This is a genomic window from Saccharothrix sp. BKS2 (assembly GCF_047689505.1).
GTDB lineage: Bacteria > Actinomycetota > Actinomycetes > Mycobacteriales > Pseudonocardiaceae > Actinosynnema > Actinosynnema lopnurensis.
On sequence record NZ_JAUQOL010000010.1, the window covers coordinates 334,173 to 357,230 of the forward strand.

At 73.8% G+C, this 23,058-nt stretch carries 20 protein-coding genes; 12 read left to right on the forward strand and 8 right to left on the reverse strand.

Going from position 1 to position 23,058, the window contains the following annotated elements; genetic code table 11:
- The first annotated feature begins 6 nt into the window (after positions 1-6).
- Positions 7-537, forward strand: a complete 531-nt coding sequence (locus Q5530_RS23155; protein WP_415364850.1) for a DUF742 domain-containing protein — start codon at positions 7-9, stop codon at positions 535-537.
- A gap of 190 nt (positions 538-727) precedes the next feature.
- On the forward strand, positions 728-1,192 hold the full coding sequence (locus Q5530_RS23160) for a GbsR/MarR family transcriptional regulator (protein WP_380642039.1): 465 nt from the start codon (positions 728-730) through the stop codon (positions 1,190-1,192).
- Here the strand turns inward: Q5530_RS23160 and Q5530_RS23165 are convergent.
- The 3 genes from Q5530_RS23165 to Q5530_RS23175 form a co-directional block, all read right to left on the reverse strand.
- Entirely contained in the window at positions 1,129-2,076 is a 948-nt protein-coding gene (locus tag Q5530_RS23165; RefSeq protein ID WP_415364851.1) for a COX15/CtaA family protein, read from the reverse strand. The genes Q5530_RS23160 and Q5530_RS23165 overlap by 64 nt on opposite strands.
- Before the next feature lie 43 nt (positions 2,077-2,119).
- Positions 2,120-2,839 carry an ABC transporter permease gene (locus Q5530_RS23170; RefSeq protein WP_415364873.1) on the reverse strand — a complete coding sequence of 240 codons (720 nt, stop codon included), beginning with the start codon at positions 2,837-2,839 and terminating at the stop codon, positions 2,120-2,122.
- 62 nt (positions 2,840-2,901) lie between these two features.
- On the reverse strand, positions 2,902-3,837 hold the full coding sequence (locus tag Q5530_RS23175) for an ABC transporter ATP-binding protein (RefSeq protein ID WP_415364852.1): 936 nt from the start codon (positions 3,835-3,837) through the stop codon (positions 2,902-2,904).
- A 152-nt stretch (positions 3,838-3,989) separates the two neighbouring features.
- On the opposite strand from Q5530_RS23175, the gene Q5530_RS23180 reads away from it, so the two are divergent.
- On the forward strand, positions 3,990-4,616 hold the full coding sequence (locus Q5530_RS23180) for a DUF998 domain-containing protein (protein ID WP_415364853.1): 627 nt from the start codon (positions 3,990-3,992) through the stop codon (positions 4,614-4,616).
- Entirely contained in the window at positions 4,613-6,655 is a 2,043-nt protein-coding gene (locus Q5530_RS23185) for a glycosyltransferase (protein WP_415364854.1), read from the forward strand. The genes Q5530_RS23180 and Q5530_RS23185 overlap by 4 nt, the downstream gene beginning before the upstream one ends.
- 44 nt (positions 6,656-6,699) lie before the next feature.
- Here the strand turns inward: Q5530_RS23185 and Q5530_RS23190 are convergent, their stop codons facing one another.
- Positions 6,700-10,353, reverse strand: a complete 3,654-nt coding sequence (locus Q5530_RS23190) for a patatin-like protein (protein ID WP_415364855.1) — start codon at positions 10,351-10,353, stop codon at positions 6,700-6,702.
- A 116-nt stretch (positions 10,354-10,469) separates the two neighbouring features.
- Complete coding sequence (gene mptB, locus Q5530_RS23195) at positions 10,470-12,038, reverse strand: polyprenol phosphomannose-dependent alpha 1,6 mannosyltransferase MptB (protein ID WP_415364874.1); 1,569 nt, start codon at positions 12,036-12,038, stop codon at positions 10,470-10,472.
- 110 nt (positions 12,039-12,148) lie between these two features.
- Between mptB and Q5530_RS23200 the strand changes: the two genes are divergently transcribed.
- The 8 genes from Q5530_RS23200 to Q5530_RS23235 are packed head-to-tail and all read left to right on the forward strand — an operon-like array spanning position 12,149 to position 18,753.
- The gene (locus tag Q5530_RS23200) at positions 12,149-12,850 is read left to right on the forward strand and encodes a helix-turn-helix transcriptional regulator (protein WP_415364856.1); all 702 of its coding nucleotides are present in this window, start codon (positions 12,149-12,151) and stop codon (positions 12,848-12,850) included.
- On the forward strand, positions 12,847-14,292 hold the full coding sequence (sufB, locus tag Q5530_RS23205) for a Fe-S cluster assembly protein SufB (RefSeq protein ID WP_415364857.1): 1,446 nt from the start codon (positions 12,847-12,849) through the stop codon (positions 14,290-14,292). The genes Q5530_RS23200 and sufB overlap by 4 nt, the downstream gene beginning before the upstream one ends.
- A 1-nt stretch (position 14,293) precedes the next feature.
- On the forward strand, positions 14,294-15,469 hold the full coding sequence (gene sufD, locus Q5530_RS23210; protein WP_415364858.1) for a Fe-S cluster assembly protein SufD: 1,176 nt from the start codon (positions 14,294-14,296) through the stop codon (positions 15,467-15,469).
- Positions 15,466-15,786 (forward strand): non-heme iron oxygenase ferredoxin subunit, encoded by a 321-nt coding sequence (locus Q5530_RS23215; RefSeq protein WP_415364859.1) that lies wholly within the window; start codon positions 15,466-15,468, stop codon positions 15,784-15,786. The genes sufD and Q5530_RS23215 overlap by 4 nt, the downstream gene beginning before the upstream one ends.
- A 36-nt stretch (positions 15,787-15,822) precedes the next feature.
- Positions 15,823-16,596 (forward strand): Fe-S cluster assembly ATPase SufC, encoded by a 774-nt coding sequence (sufC, locus tag Q5530_RS23220; RefSeq protein ID WP_415364860.1) that lies wholly within the window; start codon positions 15,823-15,825, stop codon positions 16,594-16,596.
- A 46-nt stretch (positions 16,597-16,642) separates the two neighbouring features.
- Positions 16,643-17,920, forward strand: coding sequence for a cysteine desulfurase (locus Q5530_RS23225; RefSeq protein ID WP_415364861.1), 1,278 nt, complete (start codon positions 16,643-16,645; stop codon positions 17,918-17,920).
- On the forward strand, positions 17,921-18,364 hold the full coding sequence (sufU, locus tag Q5530_RS23230) for a Fe-S cluster assembly sulfur transfer protein SufU (protein WP_380642069.1): 444 nt from the start codon (positions 17,921-17,923) through the stop codon (positions 18,362-18,364).
- Positions 18,361-18,753 (forward strand): metal-sulfur cluster assembly factor, encoded by a 393-nt coding sequence (locus Q5530_RS23235; protein WP_380642072.1) that lies wholly within the window; start codon positions 18,361-18,363, stop codon positions 18,751-18,753. The genes sufU and Q5530_RS23235 overlap by 4 nt, the downstream gene beginning before the upstream one ends.
- 186 nt (positions 18,754-18,939) lie before the next feature.
- On the opposite strand, the gene Q5530_RS23240 is transcribed toward Q5530_RS23235, so the two are convergent.
- The 3 genes from Q5530_RS23240 to Q5530_RS23250 all read right to left on the reverse strand — a co-directional run bounded on the left by Q5530_RS23240 (position 18,940) and on the right by Q5530_RS23250 (position 22,735).
- Positions 18,940-20,643, reverse strand: a complete 1,704-nt coding sequence (locus tag Q5530_RS23240; RefSeq protein ID WP_415364862.1) for an EAL domain-containing protein — start codon at positions 20,641-20,643, stop codon at positions 18,940-18,942.
- A gap of 68 nt (positions 20,644-20,711) precedes the next feature.
- A complete protein-coding gene (locus tag Q5530_RS23245) occupies positions 20,712-21,758 on the reverse strand; it encodes a lycopene cyclase family protein (protein ID WP_415364863.1) in 1,047 nt (348 codons plus the stop codon).
- Positions 21,758-22,735, reverse strand: coding sequence for an MASE1 domain-containing protein (locus Q5530_RS23250; protein WP_415364864.1), 978 nt, complete (start codon positions 22,733-22,735; stop codon positions 21,758-21,760). The genes Q5530_RS23245 and Q5530_RS23250 overlap by 1 nt, the downstream gene beginning before the upstream one ends.
- Between the last annotated feature and the right edge of the window lie 323 nt (positions 22,736-23,058).

The window sequence follows — 23,058 nt, forward strand, 5'->3', positions numbered from 1 at the left end:
GTGGTCATGAACCACGACCAGGACCCCGAGGGGTCGTCGGACCAGGCGTTCGCCAACCTGCTCAACGGGTTCAGCCTGGACTCCCGCCGCCGCCGGCCGGACAAGCCGAAAGCGGCCGAGCAGGCGTCCGCCGACACCGGCGACACCAGGCCGCACCGGCCGGTGTTCGACGACGACGGGGACGCCGACTTCGAGTACCCCCGCGAGGAGGCGGCGTCGATCGTCCGCGCCTACTCGTGGACCGGGGGGCGCACCACCTCGTCCTACCAGCTGGAGATCGAGACCCTGGTCTCCGCGGTGGACTGGGACTACCCGGACGGGATGAAGTCCGAGCACCACGAGGTGATCGGCCTCGTCGACCGCCCGCGGTCGGTCGCCGAGGTGGCCGCCCTCCTGCGCCTGCCCCTGGGCGTGGCCAAGGTGCTGCTCGGCGACATGGCGGAGCGCGGCCTGATCGACGTCCACGACACCGCCTCCGCCGACCAGCCGGACCTGGGCCTGATGGAACGCGTCCTGGCGGGCCTGCGCCGCCTCTGAACCGACCGCCCCGAGTCTGGCCGCCCCGACCCGACCGCCCCGGCCCCCCGGCCCCGACCGCCTCCCATCCCTCGCCCCGAGCCGCCGCTCCACCTCCTCCCGCGACACGCGGCACCGCCCGCCTTTGCGCAAAGATCAGCACGCGACCTACTATGGTTTCAGTGTTGACCGAAGCACATAGGGGGTGGCGGTGAGCGCAGGACGCGAGACCCGGCTGTCGGCGTGGATCGAGAGGTTCGCGGCGCACTTCGAGAAGGAGGGCTTCCCGCTCATCGGCGGCCGCATCATGGGCTACCTGCTCGTGTGCCAGCCGACCGAGCGCACGGCCGCGGAGCTGTCGCAGGAGCTGGAGGCGAGCAGCGGTTCGATCAGCACGAACCTGAAGTTCCTGGTCAACGCGGGTCTGGTGACCAAGCGGACCCGCCGGGGCAGGCAGGCGGCGCAGTACCGCATCAACGAGAAGCGGTGGGCCGACCTGGTGCAGGCGAAGCTGGACGCCCTGGTGAGCGTGCGCGAGCTGACGGAGTCGGGGATGCGGCTGATGAGCGGCGACCCGGAGCGGGCGGTGCGGCTGCGCGCGGTCGACGACCTCTACGCGTGGCTGGCGACGGAGCTGCCCGCGGTCTGGGAGCGGAGGCCCTCCTCGGCGCGGTGAGGCCGTTCCCTGGTGGACACCCACAGGGCGGCGGTGGCGACGACGACGGCGCCGGCGCCGAGCACGTGCAGCGACACGAGCACCTCGGGCACACCGGTCCAGTACTGGACCATGCCCAGGGTGCCCTGCGCCAGCACCACGGCGACGAGCGCGGAGTAGGGCCGGCGCGGCACCGGGTGGCCCTTGAGCGCGAAGCCGAGCGCGACGAGCATCCCGAGGAACAGGAACAGCAGGTCGGCGTGCAGCTGGGAGAGGGTGTCGACGGGCGCGTCCAGGCGCGGGGTGTCGGCGTCGCCGGCGTGCGGTCCGGCGGCGGTGACGAAGGTGCCGGCCAGCAGCAGCAGGCCGAGCGTGACGGCCTGCACGACCTGGAGCGTCATGAGGGGTCGCGGCACGCGGGGGCGGGCGGGTTCGTCGCCCTCGCCGAGCGAGGCGACCAGCAGGACGGCGAACCACACCAGCGCCATCGACACGAGGAAGTGCACGGACACGGTCCACCACAGCAGGCCGGTGAGCACGGTGACGCCGCCGATGAGGGCCTGGAGGACCACGCCGCCGAACTGCACGAGGGCCAGCACCACCACGCGCTTGCGGCGGGGCCGGTTGAACCAGGCGGCGAGCACGCACAGCCCGGCGATGACGCCGACCACGCCGGTGAGGGTGCGGTTGCCGAACTCGACCCACTGGTGCAGGGAGGCGACCTCGGGGTGCTCGGTGGGCACGAGGCTGCCCTCGAAGCACTGGGGCCAGGTGGGGCAGCCGAGGCCCGACCCGGTCACGCGCACGATCGAGCCGGTGACCGCGATGCCGCCCTGGGCGATGACCACGGCGACGGCGAAGGCGCGTTGGAACCGGCTGAGGGCGGTCGTGAACCAGGCGGGCACCAGCCGATGGTAGGTACCGCCGTCCGGGGTGTTCCCGGCGGGGTCAGTCGAGCCGGGTGGTCCGGGCGGCCAGCGCGCCCGCGGCCACACCCCAGATGACCAGCACCGACACGTGGCGCAGCGCGGGGGCGGCCCCGTCGACGACCGCGTGGTGCAGCCCCTCGGCGAGGGCGGCGGAGGGAAGTGCGTCCACGATCACGCGCAGCCACGCGGGCAGGGTGTCGACGCCGAGCGCGACGCCGCCGATGAGCAGCAGCGCGAACCAGGCGATGTTGGCCAGGGCGAGCACGACCTCGGCGCGCAGCGCGCCGCCGAGCAGCACGCCGAGCGCGCCGAAGGTGAGCGCGCCCAGGACGAGCAGCGCGGCGGCCCACAGCAGGCCGGCGACGGGCGGGAGCCGCCAGCCCAGCGCGAGCGCGACGGCGCAGAGGATCAGCACCTGCACGGCGACGACGGCGAGCCCGGCGGCGACCCGGCCGGCGACGAGCAGCCAGCGCGGCAGGGAGGTCGCGGCGAGCCGCTTGAGCACGCCGTATCGGCGGTCGAAGCCGAGGGCGATGGCCTGGCCGGTGAAGGCGGAGGAGATGACCGCGAGGGCGAGGACGCGGGCGGTGGCCGAGGCGACGCGCGGTTCGGGCACCGGGATGACCGCCATGAGGCTCATCGCGACCAGCAGCGCCACCGGGATGAGCACGGTGAGCAGGACCTGCTCGCCGTTGCGCAGGGTGAGCGCGGTCTCGGTGCGGGCCTGGGCGAGCAGCATCCGGGCGAGGTTGCCGCGGCCGGGGGCGGGGGTGAAGGTGCCGGGGGCGAACCGGGGGTCGGTCACGAGCGCAGCTCCCTGCCGGTCAGTTCGAGGAACACGTCCTCCAGGCTCCGCTTGGCCACGGTCAGCTCCTCGGCGAGCACGCCCTGCTGGGCGCACCAGGAGGTGACGGTGGAGACGACCTGCGGGTCGATGGTGCCCCGCACGAGGTAGGCGCCGCGGGTGGTCTCGCGGACCTCCAGGCCCTCGGGCAGGGCGGCGCGCAGCAGCGTCAGGTCCAGGCCGGGTCGGGCGCGGAAGCGGAGCTGCTGCTCGTCGTGCCGGGTGGTGAGCTCGGCGGGGCTGCCCTGGGCGACGACGCGGCCGGCGTCGACGATGACGACGTGGTCGGCGAGGGCCTCGGCCTCGTCCATGAGGTGGGTGGTGAGCAGCACGCTGACGCCGTCGGCGCGCAGCGCGGCGATCAGGTCCCACACCAGGTGGCGGGCCTGGGGGTCGAGGCCGGCGGTGGGTTCGTCGAGGAACACCAGCTCGGGGCGGCCGACGAGGGCGCAGGCGAGGGAGAGGCGCTGCTGCTGGCCGCCGGAGAGGCGCTTGTAGGGGGTGCGGCCGACGGAGGACAGGCCGAGCACGTCGAGCAGCCAGGCGGGGTCGTGGGGGTTGGCGGCGCAGGTGGCGACGAGCCGCAGCAGCTCGGCGGCGCGCACGCCGGGGTAGCCGCCGCCGCCCTGCGGCATCACGCCGATGCGGGCCCGCAGCCGGTCGCCGTCGCGGGCGGGGTCGAGGCCGAGGACGCGGACCAGGCCGGCGTCGGCCCGGCGGAACCCCTCGCACACCTCGGCGGTGGTGGTCTTGCCCGCGCCGTTGGGGCCGAGCAGCGCGAGGACCGTGCCGGTCGCCAGGGTGAGGTCGAGTCCGTTCACCGCGACGGTGGAGCCGTAGCGCTTGACCAGCCCCGACACTTCCACGGCAGGGTGCTGGGGGTGCGGGCTCACGACAGCGAAGCGTAGGACCCCGCCGGTGGGGGCCCGGTGGTGGGGGCCCGGTGGTGGGGCTGGCCCCATCAGGGTCACCCCCGGGCCCTCAGGGTTTCCTCGGGGGTGTTCCGGATATCTTTCGGTCCGGCGGGACCGCCAGGATTTCCGTTGTGGCGTTGATCGGGGGGAAAAGCGGGGCGCTGGCGCTCCCGCTGACCGTGGTCGGGCTGATCGGCTCATTGCTCCCGGTCGGGTACCTGCACGTGGTGTCGGTCGGGAAATTGAGCCCGGTGCGGCACACGGTCAGCGATTACATCTTCGTGGACGGCGGGTCGGTGCCGCTGGGCGCCGCCGCGCTGTCGCTGTCGGCCGCGTCGGTGGGGCTGCTGGTGGTCCTGGTGCGCTCCGGCCTGCCCCGGCACGGGGCGGCGTCGTGGCTGATGGGGCTGTGGGCGGCGGGGTTGGCGGTGGCCGCGGTGTTCCCGACCGACCCGACCGGCGCGCCGACGTCGTTCTCGGGCGCGGTGCACCGGTACGCGGGCGCGGTGATGTTCGCGGCGCTGCCGCTGGCGGGGTGGCTGGTTTCCCGGACGTTCACCGCCAATACCGCCGTTCGTCGTTTTTCCGTGGCTGCCGGAATCACCTCCGTCGCTTTTATGCTCAGCCACGTCGCACTGGTCCGGCCGGACGGCGGCGCGGTTCTGCTGGGCCTTTTCGAACGGGTGTTGTTCGTCCTGCTCTACGGCCTGCTGTTCGCCTTGGCCGCCGTCGCGGTCCGCCGGGGGGTGTCGTCGTGACGTGGCTCGCGGTGGTGCTGGCGGTGCTGGGCGCGGTGTGCTTCGCCCTGGCCGCCCGCCTCCAGCACGAGGCGGTGCGCGCGGGGGCCGGCGCGCCGCGGCTGCCGGACCTGGTGCGCCGGCCGCGGTGGCTGCTGGGCCTGCTGCTGCTGGTCCTCGGCTCCGGGGTGCACGCGGTGGCGCTGGGGATGGCGCCGCTGAGCGTGGTGCAGCCGGTGGGCGTGGTGGCCATCGGCGTCACCGCGCTGCTCGACGGGCGCCGCCGCGAGCTGCCCGCGGTGCTGGTGACCACGCTCGCGGTGGGGGCTTTCGTGCTCCTGGCCGCGGGCAGCGCCACCCCCACCACCGTGGCGCCGGAGGCGCAGGTCCGGGCGGGGCTGCTGGCCCTCGGCCTGCTCGCCGGACCCGCCCTGCTGGGCGTGCTGGCGCGGCGGCCGGCGGTGCGGGCCCTCGGGTTCGGTTCGGCGGCCGGTGTCGCCTACGGCCTCGTGTCCGTGCTCATGCGCGCGGTGTCCCAGGACGTCCAGCGGGGCGGGGTGTCCTGGGCGACCGCGCTGTCGGCGGCGGGCATCGCCGCCGCCCTGCTCGTCGGCGGCTGGTTCACCCAGCACGCCTACGCCGGCGGACCGCCGCACCTGGCGGTCGCCTGCCTCACCGTGGTGGACCCGCTGGTGGCCGTCGGCGCCGGCGCGGGGCTGCTCGGCGAGGCGACCCGGACCAGCGGCGCCGTCGCCCTGGCCGAACTCGCCTGCGCTCTGGTCGCCGTCGGCGGCGTGGTGGCGCTGGCGCGCGGAGCACACGCAGTTCCCACCGGAGCGGTTCCTCCCGGGACGGTTCCCACCAGGACGGAGAAGACAGTGGACGAGGGACGCGCCCTGCGGGTCGTGATCGCGGCGGAGACCTTCCCGCCGGACGTCAACGGCGCGGCCAGGTTCGCCCACCGGTTGGCCGCCGGTCTCGCCGGCCGGGGCCACGACGTGCACGTGATCTGCGTGTCCACGACGGGGCGGGCGGGTGCCGAGCGGGTCGACGGCGTCACCGTGCACCGGGTGCGGTCGCACCGCACGCCGTTCCACCGCACGTTCCGCGTGGGGCTGCCGTGGCAGGTGCGCCGGGACGTGGGGGTGCTGCTGGAGCGGCTGCGGCCGGACGTGGTGCACGTGCAGGCGCACTTCGTGGTGGGCCGCTACGCGCTGCGGCGGGCGGCGGAGCTGGGGGTGCCGACGGTGGCGACCAACCACTTCATGCCGGAGAACCTGTTCGGCCACGCGCGGGTGCCGGCGTGGCTGCGGGGCGCGGCCTCGCGGTGGGCGTGGCGGGACCTGGGGCGGGTGTTCGGGGCGGCGGACGTGGTGACCGCGCCGACGCCGCGGGCGGTGGAGCTGCTGCACGACAACGGGTTCCCGCCGCGCGCGGTGCCGGTGTCGTGCGGGATCGACCTCGACCGGTACCGGGGTCGGCGGCCCGCGCGGCGCTCCGACGCGCCGACCGTGCTGTTCGTGGGCCGGCTGGACGAGGAGAAGCGGGTGGACGAGCTGCTGCGCGCGGTGGCGCTGGTGCCGCGCCTGCGCGCGGAGGTCGTCGGCGACGGGTCGTGCCGGGCGGCGTGGGAGTCGCTGGCCCGCGACCTGGGCATCGCCGACCGGGTGCGGTTCCGGGGGTTCGTCCCCGAGGAGGAGCTGCTCGACGCCTACGCGGCGGCCGACGTGTTCTGCATGCCCGGCATCGCGGAGCTCCAGAGCCTGGCCACCATGGAGGCGATGGCCGCGGGCAGGCCGGTGGTGGCGGCCGACGCGATGGCGCTGCCGCACCTGTGCCGACCGGGCCGCAACGGCTGGCTGTTCACGCCGGGCGACGTGCGCGGGCTGGCCGACCGGCTGCACGCGGTGCTGGCGGACCCGGCCGTGACGGCCCGGATGGGCGCGGCCAGCGGCGAGCTCATCGCCGCCCACGCCCTCGACGGCACCCTGGAGACCTTCGAGCGCCTCTACGCCCGCGCCCTCGGCGTCCCCGAGACCCGCCCGGCGCTGGCCGCCTGATCCCCGGCCGCCCGATCCCTGCCGGCCCGACCTCCGGCAGGGCCCTAACCCACGTCCACCCCGGTGGCGGCCATGCGCTTGACGCGCTGCGCGACCCGGACGCCACCGGGGCCCAGGCGCGGCCGGCCGTCGGGCCCCAGCTCGGTGAGGAACCTGAACAGCATCCCGTGGCCCTCCAACCGCCGCAGCAGTGCGCCGTCCACGTCGTCCGGGTCGAAGTCCACGATCGACATCTGCTCCACCAGCGAGGTCGCGATGGTGCGCCGGGCCCGCAGCGGCACCCACCAGGTGGTCACGAACAGCAGCACCAGCCCGAACGCCAGCGCCGTGCCCAGCACCGCCTCCCAGCCGGTGAACCGCAGCTCGAACACCTGCACCGAGGCGGCCACGACCAGCAGCGCGGACCCGTACACGGCGGCCCACCCGGCGGTCGCCGACGCGGGCGGCTCGGCGGGCTCGGTGTCCCACGTCCCGTCCACCTGCCGCCACCGCCGCAGCGAGCTGCCCAGCACGTACGAGGTGACCGCGCCGAACAGGACCGCCACCGCGGTGCCCACCACGACCGGCACGGGCGGCAGGTCGTAGAGCCGGTAGCGCACGAACACCCACACGCCGACCACGATCGCCGCCGCCACCAGCACCCGCAGCAGCAGGCGCGGTTCGAGCCGGACCCTGGCCAGCACCGCCAGCGGCGTGCCGACCGGCGCGGGCAGGCTGCCGATGACCAGCAGCCCCACCACGACCAGCAGCACCCCGCCCACCGCGACCATGCCGGTGGTGGCCTGGTCCCCGGTCTCCCCGCCGGCCATCGCGTCCCGGGTCCGGTCGACCGCCACCGCGACCAGCGGGATCACCGGTGAGAGCAGCACCAGCCCGTGCAGCAGGGTCCCGGACCGCAGCGCCGCGTAGCCGAACGCGGCCATCAGCGTGCCGCCGCCCAGCGCCGCCGCCGGGCCCACCGCCCACGGCGGCAGCAGGTCGAACAGCGACAGCACCAGCAGCGCGCCGCCCAGCGCGAACCCCAGCAGCCCGAGGAACTGCGCCAGCTGCCCGCCGCGGGTCAGCCCGGTGATCGTCCAGTACGGCAGCAGCGCCGCCCCGCGCAACGTCCTGGTCAGCGGTTTCGCCGTGCCGAGCCCGGAGTTCTCGCTGTCGACCACGGTGACCGCCACGGCCGCCGCGGTCGCCGCCGTGCGGATGACCTGGTCGCTGCCCGCCTCCTGCACCAGCGGCTCGCGCCCGATGCCGGCCCGGTCGAACGCGCGCAGCGCCTGGAGGCCCACCTCGACCCGTTCGGCGTCGGTGCGCACGGGCAGCCGCGCCAACAGCGCCGCCTGCTCCTCCAGGAACAGCTCGCCGCGCGAGCGCCGGTCCGCGCCCTCCAGCCGGTCGGCCAGGATCGCGGCGCGCAGCGCGGGCAGCTCCTCGCAGGCGATCTGGATGTGCAGCGCCCACGAGGCGAGCTCGGCCAGCGCCGCGCACGTCGGCGGGTGGTCGCCGTCCGGGTCCGCGTAGACCCGCGCCAGCTCGTCCTCCGCCCTGGCCACGCACGGCCGCAGGTCGTCGGGCAGCCCCTCGCCGAACAGGGCGCGCACCAGCTCGTCGACGCGGCGGGCGGCGCGCTGCGCCGGGTCGCCGTCCGCGCCGGTGAGCCGGTCCACCCGCAGCAGCCGCTTCGGGTCGAACACCACCCTGCACAGCATGGTGGCGCCGTCGAGGCGGCCCCAGATCCAGTCGTTGACCCGCCAGGACCGCTTGAGGAACCCGGAGAACCGGCTCAGCGCGGCGCCGCCGGCCTTGTCGTCGGGGGTGAGGCTGTACTCGGCGAAGGCGTTGCGCGTCTGGAGGCTGATCTGCACCAGCTCCACGGCCTGGTCCAGCTCGCCGCGGGTGTCGTCGGCCAGGCAGGTGGTCGCCACCTCCAGCGCCAGCACCCTCGACAGCCACAGCCCGCCGCCCGCCAGCCCGGCCTCGGCCTCGGCGGGGGTGCGCGGTTCGGTGAGCAGCCGGTGCCACGAGCGCAGCACGCCCACGCGCAGCTGGTCGTCGTCCAGCCCGTCGAGGATGTCGTGCGCGTCGCCGAGGATGTGGGCGATGCGGTCCACCTGCTCGCGCACCCGCTGCCCGACGCCGTCCGGCGCGGTCAGCATCCGCTCCGCGAACCGGTGCAGCCGCCGCTCCCAGTAGCCCTGGTCCAGCTCCTCCAGCTCGGCGGTGGTCCAGTGCTCGTCCAGCTCGGTCCGCAGGGCGCGCAGCCGGGCGCGCACGTCGTGCAGGTCGGTGCGGGCCAGGCCGAGCCGCTGGGCGTCCGGCATCACCCACACCAGGCGCTTGAGCAGGTCCATCGCCGCGGAGGCGAGCCGCTCGGCCATCGCGATGCCCCACGGCCAGCCGTGGTCGGGCAGCGCGGTGGGCTGCGGCGCGCCCGGCACGTACGGCAGGCTGCCCCGCTCGGCGAGGTAGGCCCGCTGGGCGGCCTCGGCCGCCGAGCGCACCCGCTCGAACGTCCGGTTCGCGGCGTTGGCGCCGGGCACCTCGAACTGGCGGGTGGTGATGTCGCGGGCGGCGTGCCGGACGCGCACGTCCTCGTAGTGCTCGTGCAGCGTGCCGGCCAGCGCGTAGAGCTTGCGGGTGACCGAGCCGCCCGACGCCAGCCGGTCCAGCAGCGCGTTGCGGCCGCCGCGGCGGGAGGCGGCGTTGCGGTTGTGCTCCTCGATGCGCTCGACGTAGGTGCGGCCGCTCTGGCCGGTCAGCGCGCCCAGCAGGCTGCCGCCGGTGGCGACGGTGCTGGGCAGCGCGCCGTCCACCGGGGCCACCGGCTCCACGACCTCGTCGCGGGCGTGCGGGAACACCAGCAGCATCACCCGCCGCACCGGCCCCTCGGCGGGCATCCGGTCGATGGCCTCCAGCGCCTCCCGGGTGGGCGTGTTGACCAGCACGCCGCCGTCGACCGCGTAGCGGGACCGGTTGTCGGTGCCGTTGGCCCAGGAGGCGACCTCGGCCATGTTGGGCCGGTCGGTGTCGGGCGCGCCGGGCGCGACCGGGATGAACGACGGCTCGAACGCGAACGGGAACGACGCGGAGGAGCGGGCGGCCAGCGCCATGCGGCCCACCAGCGTCGGCAGCCGGTCGGCGGTGAAGTCGTCGCGCCCGCCGGGGTCGCGGCGGAACGAGAAGCTGCCCTGGTGGGAGGACTGCACCAGGGGCTGGCCCAGGTCGTCGTGGGTGACCGTCGGCACCCCGGTCAGCAGCGTGGTGGTGATGCGCAGGTCCACCGGCCGCTCGTGCTGCGGGGTCGGGTCGAAGTCCGCGGTCAGCCGCTCCAGCGCCTCCCGCAGCCGCGGCAGGAAGAACTCGTCGCCGCGCAGCAGCGACACCGGCTGCCCCCGGAACGGGGTGCGCAGCAGCTGCTCCATGCGTCCCTGCTCGGCCCACAGGTCACGCAGCCGCTCCAGCCGGGCACTGGCGTTGACCTGCGACAACGCCAGGGCCGCGCCGTTGATGCCGCCTGCGGACGTGCCCGTGATGACATCGGCGCGCGCGGTGCTGCCGACCATGTCCAGCAGGGTCGAGTAGGGGCCGTCGCCCCTGGTGAGCCGGTCGAGCTCCAGCACCACCCCGCCCATCCACACGGCCAGGCTCACCCCGCCGTTGAGCACGACGGCGAACCGGATCTGCTCCTGCGGCACGTCGGTCATTCCGCGATCCCTCCCCGGGTGCGCACGATCATCCCAGCAACCGTGTCTCGCCCGAACCGGGCAACCGGTTACACCTCGGAGCGGTCGGACCCCGGCCGGTCACGCCCGGGAGCGCTTCACACGGAGCCGGGCAGCGGGTCGCGCCGCAGCAGCGGGACCACCTGGCGGCGCGCCACCAGCACGCACACCGCGAACGCGATCACCGCGCCCACCAGGGCCTGCGGCACGATGTAGGCGCGGCCGTCGAACGCCGAGCCGGTCGGCGGCAGCACCACCGCGATGACCGCGCTGGCGGTGGTCGCGAACACCCGGAACCGGCGCGCCAGCACCGCCGTGGCCAGCGGCAACGCCGCCCACAGCACGTACCACGGCTGGAGCACCGGCCCCAGCACCAGCACCGCGCCCAGGCCCGCGCCCAGCCCGTTGACCGCCTTGATCCGCCCCTGGAACGCCTTCCACAGCAGCGTCGCCGCGATCGCCACCGACACCGCCTGCGTCACCAGCCGCATCAGCACGATCATCGACTCGGTGTGGTTGCCCAGCTTGAGCACCAGCCCCAGCCCGCCGCCCAGGAACCCCATCGCGGTCGGCGGCGACATCCAGCTCTTGACCTCGGAGGCGACGCTCAGCGTCTGCACCCAGCCGAAGCCCAGGCCCGTGCCGACGCACGTGCCCACCATCACCAGGCCGGAGACCAGCAGCAACAGCAGCGCCGCGCGCACCAGGTCGGAGAACCGGCCGCCGCAGCGGCGGGCGATCATCACGCCCAGGAAGCCCAGCGCCAGCGCGGCCGGGATCTTCACCGCCGCCCCCATGGTGATCATGGTCGCGCCGAGCACGATCCACAGCAGCTCCTCGCGCGTCATGGGCACGCCGGGCGTCGTGGGCATCCGGCGCAGCGCCAGCTCCAGGCCGACCAGCATCAGCCCGATCGCCAGGCCCTCGTTGTGCACGCCGATGACCAGGTGGAACAGCACCAGCGGGTTCGCCGCGCCCAGCCACAGCGCGCTCACCGGCGGCACGCCGAACCGGCGCGCGAGCCGGGGCAGCGCCCACACGATCATCGCCAGGCCCAGCAGCACCAGCAGCCGGTGCAGGAACACCCCGGGCAGCACGCTGTCGCCGGTCACCATCGAGATGACCCGCCCGGCGGCCAGGAACAGCGGCCCGTACGGGGCGGGCGTCTCGCGCCAGATGTTGGGCACGTTCTTGGTCAGCGGGTGCTCCACGCCCAGCGCCGTGGCCGGTCCCAGCTCGTAGGGGTCCTGGCCGTTGGCCGCGATCTGCGACTGCGCCAGGTAGCTGTAGACGTCCCGGCTGAACATGGGCAGCACGAACACCAGCGGCGTGATCCACATCAGCAGCGTGCGGTCCAGCTGGCTGCGCGACACCAGCCGCGGCCTGCCCGGACGGGCGAACCGGCCCAGCCACAGCCACGCCGAGACCACCATGAACATGCCGGTCCACACCACGGCCATGGAGGCGGTGGGCATCCGCACGAACAGCCCCAGCAGCGGCGTGCCCGGCAGCGGGCTGAACACCGGCGCCGCGCCGGACCCCAGCGAGCCGACGACCAGCAGCAGCGCGCCGACCGTGCCCCAGCGGCGGATGATGTCGAGCTGACGGCGCTCCGGCGCGTCCAGGGGCGCCGCCTCGCCGATCTCCACCCGATCGCCCGTCACCATTCCGCCCGCCGTCACGCCGGAAGGGTATCGACCGCCCCCGCCGGGTGAGTCGGGTCACCCGATGCGCGGTGATCTTTGCGAGTACCGGGGAAATACGCAACACTGGTGTTGTGAAAAACGTCGGGGAGTCCTGGACCGCCGTGCCCGCCGGGCACGACGGGCGGACCCGGCACGCCGTCGCGCGCCTGCTGCTGGAGCAGGGCCCGGTTCCCGCGGCCTCGGTCGCGGAGCAGCTGGGCCTGAGCCCCACCGCGGTGCGCCGGCACATCGACGCGCTGGTGGCCGACGGCGAGGCGATCAGCAGGGAGGCCCCCCGGAGGGGGCAGCGCGGCCGGGGTCGCCCGGCCAAGCTCTTCCTGCTGACCGAGCAGGGGCGGGCCCGCTTCGGGCACGCCTACGACGACCTCGCCGTGGCCGCGCTGCGGTTCCTCGCCGAACAGGGCGGGGAGGAGGCGGTACGGGCCTTCGCGCGGCGCCGGGTCTCCGCGCTCGTCGAGCAGCACCGGGCGGCCATCGTGGCCCAGCCCGACGCCGCCGGACGGGCCAAGGCCCTGGCGACCGCCCTGAGCAGGGAGGGCTACGCTGCCTCGGCGCGGCACGTGGGGGCGGGGGAGCAGCTCTGCCAGCACCTGTGCCCCGTCGCGCACGTCGCGGCCGAGTTCCCGCAGCTGTGCGAGACCGAGACGGCGGCGTTCGCCGACCTGCTCGGCACGCACGTGCAGCGCCTGGCCACGATCGCGCGCGGTGACGCCGTGTGCACGACGCACATCCCGAACACACCCCGGATCCCGAATGGAGGGGAGCCCGCATGACTGCCGCTGCCGAGCAGCGCACCACCACAGCCCCGCTCACCCAGGAAGAGACCCTGGCGAGCATCGGCGCCTACGAGTTCGGCTGGTCCGACTCGGACGTGGCAGGCGCGAGCGCCCGCCGGGGCCTGAACGAGGACGTCGTTCGGGACATCTCGGCCAAGAAGAACGAGCCGGAGTGGATGCTGGAGCACCGCCTGAAGGCGCTGCGCCTGTTCGACCGCAAGCCGATGCCGACCTGGGGCTCCGACCTGTCGGGCATCGACTTCGACAACATCAAGTACTTCGTCCGGTCGACCGAGAAGCAGGCGGCGACCTGGGACGACCTGCCCGACGACATCAAGAACACCTACGACCGGCTGGGCATCCCGGAGGCCGAGAAGCAGCGCCTCGTCTCCGGTGTCGCCGCCCAGTACGAGTCCGAGGTGGTCTACCACAAGATCCGCGAGGACCTGGAGGAGCAGGGTGTCGTCTTCCTCGACACCGACACCGCCCTCAAGGAGCACCCGGAGCTGTTCAAGGAGTACTTCGGCTCCGTCATCCCGGCGGGCGACAACAAGTTCTCCGCGCTGAACTCCGCGGTGTGGTCCGGCGGCTCGTTCATCTACGTGCCCAAGGGCGTGCACGTCGACATCCCGCTCCAGGCGTACTTCCGGATCAACACCGAGAACATGGGCCAGTTCGAGCGCACGCTGATCATCGTCGACGAGGGCGCCTACGTGCACTACGTCGAGGGCTGCACCGCGCCGATCTACTCCTCGGACTCGCTGCACTCCGCGGTCGTGGAGATCATCGTCAAGAAGGGCGGCCGCTGCCGCTACACGACCATCCAGAACTGGTCGAACAACGTCTACAACCTGGTCACCAAGCGCGCCAAGGCCGAGGCGGGCGCGACCATGGAGTGGGTCGACGGCAACATCGGCTCCAAGGTCACCATGAAGTACCCGGCCGTGTTCCTGATGGGCGAGCACGCCAAGGGCGAGGTCCTCTCGATCGCGTTCGCGGGCGAGGGCCAGCACCAGGACGCGGGCGCGAAGATGGTCCACATGGCGCCGCACACGTCCTCCACGATCGTGTCGAAGTCGGTGGCGCGCGGCGGCGGCCGCACCTCCTACCGCGGCCTGGTCCAGGTCAACAAGCGGGCGCACCACTCGAAGTCCACGGTCAAGTGCGACGCGCTGCTGGTGGACAACATCAGCCGCTCGGACACCTACCCCTACGTCGACGTCCGCGAGGACGACGTGTCGATGGGCCACGAGGCCACCGTCTCGAAGGTCTCCGAGGACCAGCTGTTCTACCTCATGTCCCGCGGTCTGGGCGAGGACGAGGCCATGGCGATGATCGTGCGCGGGTTCGTCGAGCCCATCGCGCGCGAGCTGCCCATGGAGTACGCGCTCGAGCTGAACCGCCTGATCGAGCTGCAGATGGAAGGGGCCGTCGGCTGACATGGCCGTCACCACCGAAGACCAGCAACACGGCCTGACGGCCCACTCGCACGGCGCGGGCGCCCCCGTGTCGTCGCGCGCGGACCACTTCGCGTCGTTCGACGTGGACGCGTTCGAGGTGCCCGGCGGGCGCGAGGAGATCTGGCGCTTCACCCCGCTCAAGCGGCTCGCCGGCCTGCACAGCGGCGCCGCGGCCACCGCCCCGGCCGCCGTCGCGGTCGTCGCGGCCGAGGGCGTGACCGCCGAGACCGTCGGTCGTGACGACCGGCGCCTCGGCGTCGCCGGCACCCCCGGCGACCGCGTCGCCGCCCAGGCGTGGTCCTCGTTCGCCGAGGCCACCGTCATCACGCTGCCCGGGGACGCGAAGTCCGAGGCGACCACCGTCACCGTCACCGGCCCCGGCCGGGGCGGCGTCGCCTACGGCCACCTCCAGGTGCACGCCAAGCCGTTCGCCGAGGGCGTCGTCATCGTCGACCACCGCGGCTCCGGCGCCTACGCCGACAACATCGAGTTCGTCGTCGAGGACGGCGCGCACCTGACCGTCGTGGCCATCCAGGACTGGGCCGACGACGCGGTGCACGTCTCCGCCCACCACGCGAAGCTGGGCCGCGACGCCTCGTTCCGGCACACCGTCATCACCCTCGGCGGCGACCTGGTCCGCCTCACCCCCGTGGTGACCTACGCGGGCCGCGGCGGCGACGCCGAACTGCTCGGCCTGTACTTCGCCGACGCCGGCCAGCACCTGGAGCACCGGCCCTTCATCGACCACGCGGTGTCCAACTGCCGCAGCAACGTGGTCTACAAGGGCGCCCTCCAGGGTGAGGACGCGCACACCGTGTGGATCGGCGACGTGCTGATCCGCGCCGCGGCCGAGGGCACCGAGACCTTCGAGCTCAACCGCAACCTGGTGCTCACCGACGGCGCCCGCGCCGACTCGGTGCCGAACCTGGAGATCGAGACCGGCGAGATCGAGGGCGCGGGCCACGCCAGCGCCACCGGCCGGTTCGACGACGAGCAGCTGTTCTACCTCCAGGCGCGCGGCATCCCCGAGGACCAGGCCCGTCGGCTGGTCGTGCGCGGGTTCTTCCAGGAGATCCTGCTCAAGATCACCGTCCCCGAGGTGCGCGAGCGCCTGGAAGCCGCCATCGAGGCGGAGCTGGAAGCGGTGGGCGTGTGATCAGGGTGTGCCCGGTCGCCGACCTCGACGACCGCAAGCCGGTCGCGGTCGAGGTGGGCGACGAGCACACCCCCGTCCTGCTCGTCCGCGACGGCGACACCGTCCACGCGCTGCGAGACCTCTGCACCCACGCGGAGGTCTCGCTCAGCGAGGGCGAGGTGACGCGCAAGGGCGTGGAGTGCTGGCTGCACGGGTCGTGCTTCGACCTGCGCACCGGCCGCCCGTCCTCACCGCCCGCCACCGAGCCGGTCGACGTGTTCGCCGTCGAACTCCGCGGTGGTGACGTCTACGTCGACGTCACCACCCCCACGAACTGACTTCACGCTCGCCACACCAGGAGAACTGAGCACCAAATGGCCACTCTGGAGATCAAGGACCTGCACGTCTCGGTCGCCACCGACGAGACGTCCAAGGAGATCCTCAAGGGCGTCGACCTGACCATCAAGGCCGGCGAGACCCACGCCATCATGGGTCCGAACGGCTCGGGCAAGTCCACCCTGTCCTACGCCGTCGCCGGCCACCCCAAGTACCGGGTCACCTCCGGCAGCGTGCTGCTGGACGGCGAGGACGTGCTGGAGATGAGCGTGGACGAGCGCGCCCGCGCCGGCCTGTTCCTCGCCATGCAGTACCCGGTCGAGGTGCCCGGCGTGTCCATGTCGAACTTCCTGCGCACCGCCGCCACCGCCGTGCGCGGCGAGGCCCCGGCCCTGCGCCACTGGGTCAAGGAGGTCAAGGCCGCGATGGGCGACCTCGACATCGACCCGGCGTTCGCCGAGCGCTCGGTCAACGAGGGCTTCTCCGGCGGCGAGAAGAAGCGCCACGAGATCCTCCAGCTGGGCCTGCTCCGGCCGAAGATCGCGATCCTCGACGAGACCGACTCCGGCCTGGACGTCGACGCGCTGCGCGTGGTCTCCCAGGGCGTGAACCGGTACCGGGAGTCCGGCGAGGTGGGCGTGATGCTGATCACGCACTACACCCGGATCCTCAAGTACATCAAGCCCGACTTCGTGCACGTCTTCGCCGGTGGCCGCGTCGTCGAGTCCGGCGGCCCCGAGCTGGCCGACCTGCTGGAGTCCGAGGGTTACGTGAAGTACACCGGGAACCAGGAAGCCGCCGCCATCGGCTGACGTTGCACCCCACGTGACCTACGTACCGAGAGGAGGCGCCGGAGCCGTGACCACCACCGCCGCTCCACTGGACGTCGCTGCCGTGCGCGCGGACTTCCCGATCCTGGGCCGCACCGTGCGGGAGGGCAAGCGGCTGGTCTACCTGGACTCCGGCGCCACCTCGCAGCGCCCGAGGCAGGTCCTCGACGCCGAGCGGGCGTTCCTGGAGACCGCCAACGCCGCCGTGCACCGCGGCGCGCACCAGCTGGCCGAGGAGGCCACCGACGCCTACGAGGCCGCGCGCCGCCGGATCGCGCGCTTCGTCGGCGTCGACGAGGGCGAGGTCGTGTTCACCAAGAACGCGACCGAGGGCGTCAACCTGGTCGCCTACGCGATGGGCAACGCCGCCACGGCCGGACCCGAGGCAGAGCGGTTCCGCCTCGGCCCCGGCGACGAGATCGTGGTCACCGAGATGGAGCACCACGCCAACCTCGTGCCGTGGCAGCAGCTCGCCGCCCGCACCGGCGCCGAACTGCGCTGGTTCGGCGTGACCGACGAGGGCCGCCTGGACCTGTCGGACATCGACGCGCTGGTCACCGGGCGCACCAAGGTCGTGGCGTTCACCCACCAGTCCAACGTGCTGGGCACCGTCAACCCGGTGCCCGCGCTCGTGGCCGCCGCCCAGCGCGTGGGCGCGCTCACCGTGCTGGACGCCTGCCAGTCCGTCCCGCACGCCCCGGTCGACCTCCACGCCCTGGGCGTGGACTTCGCGGTGTTCAGCGGCCACAAGATGCTCGGCCCGTCCGGCATCGGCGTGCTCTACGGCCGCCGCGAGCTGCTGGAGGCGCTGCCGCCGTTCCTCACCGGCGGGTCCATGATCGAGATGGTCCGCATGGAGGGCTCCACGTTCGCCCCGCCGCCCGCGCGGTTCGAGGCGGGCGTGCCGATGACGTCCCAGGCGGTCGCCCTGGGCGCGGCCGTCGACTACCTCTCCGCGATCGGCGTGGACCGGATCGCCGCCCACGAGCACCTGCTCACCGAGGCGGCGCTGGCGGGCCTGACCGCGATCCCCGGCGTGCGGGTCGTCGGACCCGTGGACACCGAGGACCGCGGCGGCGCGGTGTCGTTCGTCGTCGACGGCATCCACGCCCACGACGCCGGCCAGGTGCTCGACAGCCTGGGCGTGGCGGTCCGCGTCGGCCACCACTGCGCGTGGCCGCTGCACCGCCGGATGAACGCCCCGGCCACGGTCCGGGCCAGTTTCTACCTGTACAACACGCTCGACGAGGTGGACGTGCTGCTGGACGCGGTGCGCGAGGCGCAGAAGTTCTTCGGGGTGGTCTAGTTGCAGCTCCAGCAGATGTACCAGGAGATCATCCTGGACCACTACAAGAACCCCCACGGCCGCGGCCTGCGCGACCCGTTCGACGCCGAGTCGCACCAGATCAACCCCACCTGCGGCGACGAGGTGACCCTGCGCGTGAGGCTCGACGGCGACACCGTCGCCGACGTGTCCTACGACGGGCAGGGCTGCTCGATCAGCCAGGCGTCCACCTCGGTGCTGACGGACCTGGTGGTGGGCAGGCCGGTGAGCGAGGCGTTCACCAGGATGGACGCGTTCGTCGAGCTCATGCAGGGCCGCGGCCAGGTGGAGCCCGACGAGGACGTCCTGGAGGACGGCATCGCGTTCGCGGGCGTGGCGAAGTACCCGGCGCGCGTGAAGTGCGCGCTGCTGGGCTGGATGGCTTTCAAGGACGCGGTGTCCCGCAGCGAGGGAGCGAAGGCATGAGCACCGGAGAAGACGTGGTGCGCGGCATCGAGGGCATGCCCGAACCGCCCGCGCCGAAGGCCGACGTGGCCTCGCTCGACGACCTGGAGGAGGCCATGCGCGACGTGGTCGACCCGGAGTTGGGCATCAACGTCGTCGACCTCGGCCTGGTCTACGACATCCGCGTGGACGAGGCCAACGTGGCCGTGATCGACATGACCCTGACCTCGGCCGCGTGCCCCCTGACCGACGTCATCGAGGACCAGACGCGCTCCGCCCTGGTCGGTGGCGGTGGCGGCGGCCTCGTCGACGACTTCCGCATCAACTGGGTGTGGATGCCGCCGTGGGGCCCGGAGAAGATCACCGACGACGGTCGGGAGCAGCTGCGCGCCCTGGGCTTCACGGTCTGAGACCCGGGGCCTGGCCCACCGGCCCGCCTGCTCGACCCGGCCGGCCCGCTACCGGCCCACCCGGCCGGCCCGCTCCACCGGGCCGGTCGGCCGCCCGGCCCACCCGCTCCACCGGGCCGCGGGCCGCGCACTTCGCAGGGGTCCCCTCCCGAGGGGGCCCCTGTTCCTGTTGCGGGGGCCGCGCCCCTACCCGACCGCCAGGTGCGGCCCGCCCCGCAGCACGTCCACCTGGTCACTGCCCGGCCGCCCCACCACCCAGCTGGTCCCGCGCAACGACTTCGCGTGCTCCTTCACCGGCGCGAGCAGCCGCGACACCTCGCGGTAGGACCCCACCGACCCGGCCGCGCAGATCAACGAGGCCAGCGACAGCGTCACCGCCGGCCCCTCCGCCGCGAACGACCGGTCCAGCACCCCCGCCGAGAACGGCACGAGCTCGTCCAACCCGGCCACCACCAGGAAGTCGTCCCCGCCGACGTGCCCCACCTGCACCCCGGGCAGCGCCGCCGCGCCCTCCGACAGCGCCCGCCCCAGCTCCCGGATCAGGTCGTCACCCGCCGCGAACCCCGCCGAGTCGTTCACCCGCTTGAACGCGTCCACGTCCAGCCACCCCACCGCGAACAGCTCGCCGCCCAGGATCCGCCGGTCGACCTCCCGCGCGATCGCGTCGCTGCCCGGCAGCCGGGTCAGCGGGTTCAGCGCCGCCGCCTGCTCCACCTTCAGCTCCGCCACCCCGCGCACCACGTCCGCCACCCGCACCACGCCCAGGCACCGGTCGTCGCCGTCCACGACCACCAGGTCGTCGTTGGTGCGTTCCCGGTCGGCGTGCGCGACCACGTCCAGCAGCTCTAACGCGCCGGCCCCCGCCCCGATCAGCTTCGGCCTGTCCGCCAGCCGCGCCGCCTCCCGCCTCGCGTGCAGGGCGTGCCCGAACGGCCCCGTCACCGCCAGCAGGAACCGGTTGCGGTCCACCGTCCACCGCGGCCGATCGTCCTCGTCCACCAGCACCACCCCGGTCACCGTCGGCCGGCCGGCCAGCACCTCCAGCACCTCCTCGGACGTGGCCGAATCCGGCAGCGTCGTCGCCGGGTGCAGGAAATCGGTCACCGCCGGACCCCGGCGGCGCCGCAGCGGCGCGGTCGCGGTCCTGCTCACCGCCTCCGGGTCGCCCACCTCGGCGAGCACCGCCGAGATCGTCACGTCCACCCGGGGCCGCCGCTGCGGGCTCGCCAGCAGGTTCCCCTGCGCCAGCCGCACCCCCAGCCGGCGCAGCGCGGCCAGTTGCGCCTCCGTCTCCACGCCCTCGGCCACCACCAGCGACCCGGTGTGCTCGCACAGGTGCTGCAACCCCTGCACCAGCGCGCACCACGCCGGGTCCTCGGGCAGCGCGACCACCACCGCGCGGTCGAGCTTGATCACCTCGGGCTGCACCTCGGCCGGCAGCGACAGCGGCGAGTCACCCTCGCCGACCCCGTCCAGGCCGATCCGGAACCCGTCCTCCCGCAACTGCCGCAACCGCTCCACCAGTCGCCGCCTCGGAGCCCGCGAGTACGGCGCGCCCACCTCCACCACCACGTCCGACGGGCCGCGCCCGACCTCCCGCAACGCCCCGTACAGCGGCGCGAACAGCTCCGGCCGGTCCGCCACCGTCATGGCCAGCAGGTTCACGTGCAGCGGCAGGCCCAGCCCGTGCTCCGCCGCGTGGCGCACCGCCCGGCAGGCCAGCGCCACGTCGGTGTTGGCCAGGTACCCCGCGCGGAACGCCTCCCGCAGCAGGTCCCGCACGTGGCCGTCGTGCGGCCGGGCCAGCGCCTCCACCGCCACCACCGCCCCCGTGTGGAGGTTGAACAACGGCTGGAAGGCGAAGCGGACGTCATCCAGCAAGGCGGGCACCCACCGATCGTGCCCCTCCCCACCGCCCCCTGCCGAGAGGGTTCACCGGCTGTTCCCGGGAATTTGGCCTAGTGCACGGGGAGCACCATCCGGGCCCGCATCCGCCACGAGGCCAGGCCGAACAGGCCGACCATCGCCCGGACCGTCCCGCCCAGGTCGTCGTGACCGCCGAGGTAGGCGCGCTGGTGGAGGTCCGACAACCCGAAGAACTCGTCGAAGAACTCCGGCACCTCGTCCGGGCCCATCGCCAACAGCGCCGTCAACCCGCGCATCCGCAGCGCGTGCACCGCCCGCTCCCGGGGCGACCGCACCACCGGCCGGCCCTCCGCCAGCGCCCGCGCCACCACCGGGGCCCGCCGCAACGAGACCGCCACGCTGTAGCCCGTCGCCGGGTGGATGAACCCCGCCGCCGCGCCGAACGCGCCCGGACCCGGCCGCGCGTCCAGCGGGATGCGCACCCGCTCCTCGCCCTCCGGCACCGGCACCCCGTGCGCCGCCAACCGCGCGTGCAACCGCAACCGCAGCTCCGGCAGCGGCAACCCCGGCCGCCGCGCCAACGACGTCTCCTCCAGCAGCACCTCGTCCGCCGACACCGGGATGGCGTAGAGGAACGTCGGGTCCGCCGTCGTCGCCGCCGGCGGCTTGCGCCAGTCCATGATCAACGCCTCGTCCGGGCCCACGAACGGCCGCGCCGACGCCGCCGGCACCACCACCCCCACCGCCGTCTGCGCCGCCCGACCACCGACCGCGCCCGTCGCCCGGACCACCTCCCCGGTCAGCACCCGCCCGTCGGCCAACCGCACCCCCGAACCGGTCCGCTCCACCACGCGGCCCGCCACCACCTCGACCTCCTCGGGCAACCGCCACAGCCGCTCGTTGTCCAACACCGAGTACGCCCGCGCCAACCGGTGCTCCCGGACGGCCACCACCCGCGCCCGCGACGCCACCAACCCCACCGGCGTCCCCGCCGGCAACTCGTCCGACCACGCCCCGTACGTCGCCCGCCACGGCCGACCCGGATCCGGGTCCACCACCGTCGTCCGCACGCCCAACGCCGCGCACTCGCGGGCCAGCGCCCGCCCCGCCGGCCCGCCGCCGACCACCACCACGGCCACTAGCGCGCCTCCGGGGGACGCGGCGGCAGCACGTTGCGCGACAGCAGCGGCCGGTACTGCGACACCACCTCCGACAACTGCGCCACCGTCCGCTCGATCGCCGACCGCGCCGCGTTGCGCTCCGCGATCACCGCCGACAACAGCAGCGCCGTCGTCACCGCCGTCCCATTGAACGCCTGCAACGTCACCATCCGCACCACCAGCTCCAAACCCTCGAACGGCCCCGTGGCCCACGTCGCGGCACGCGCCGCCAACACCGCCGCGATCAACGCGCACGGCGCCGTCCCCACGTGCTGGAAGCGGAACGCCGCCCAGATCAGGAACGGGAACACCAGGTACATCAACCTGATGTCCACCACCGTCGCCATCGCCATCACCGCCGCCGTGCTCGACAGCAGCGCCACCGCCTCCGCCCACCGGCGGGGCGTCGGACGACACCGGCGCAACAACCGCGCGGCCTGCGCCAGCGGCACGAACACCAGCACCCCCAGCACGTCACCGGTCCACCACACCGACCACGTCGACCAGAAACCCGCGCCGTCGACCACCCCGGTCACCAGCAACGCGCCGCTGCCCACCGTGGCACTGACCAGCATGCCCGCGAACGCGCCCAGCAGCACGAGGGACAACGCGTCACGGGTGCGGTCCACCTCCAACCGGAAGCCCGCCCGCCGCAGCAGCAGGAAACCGACCACCGGCCCCAGCGTGTTCCCCACGCAGATCAGCGCCGCCGTCCCGAGGTCGCCCAGGGACGCGTCCACCGCGAACGCCGCCACCGCGATCCCCGGCCACATCCGCAACCCGCCCAGGAGCAGGGCGAGCAGCGCCACACCCGTCGGCGGCCACAGCGGTGTCACCTGGTCGTTGACCAGTGCCTGGAGCAACCCCAGTCGCGCGCCGAGGTAATAGCAGGCGACAACCAGCAGGAGCCGAGCCGCATAAGGACCCCACGGGCGGAGGCTGGGGAGCAGTTGCACCCGGACAGCATCCTCCGGCCACCCCCTCCACACCACGCCTAGCTGCGGAGATACCCGAACCGACCCCCCGATTTGTCTCCTGCGGGACAGGGGTGTAACTTTCTCCCTGCCAGCGCGGAACGGGCCGGATCACACCGGAACGGAGCGCGGCGAAACCCCCCGAGCGGAACAAGCGGCACACGGTGCTGCCTCAGCCCGGACGGGAACACGAACAAACTGAATGCGAAGCGGGATCAACGCGGAGCTAAGAAGCCGGAACCGGCCGATTTGACACCGCGAAAACGAACCGGCTAAGCTTCAAACACAAGCGAAACACCGGAAAC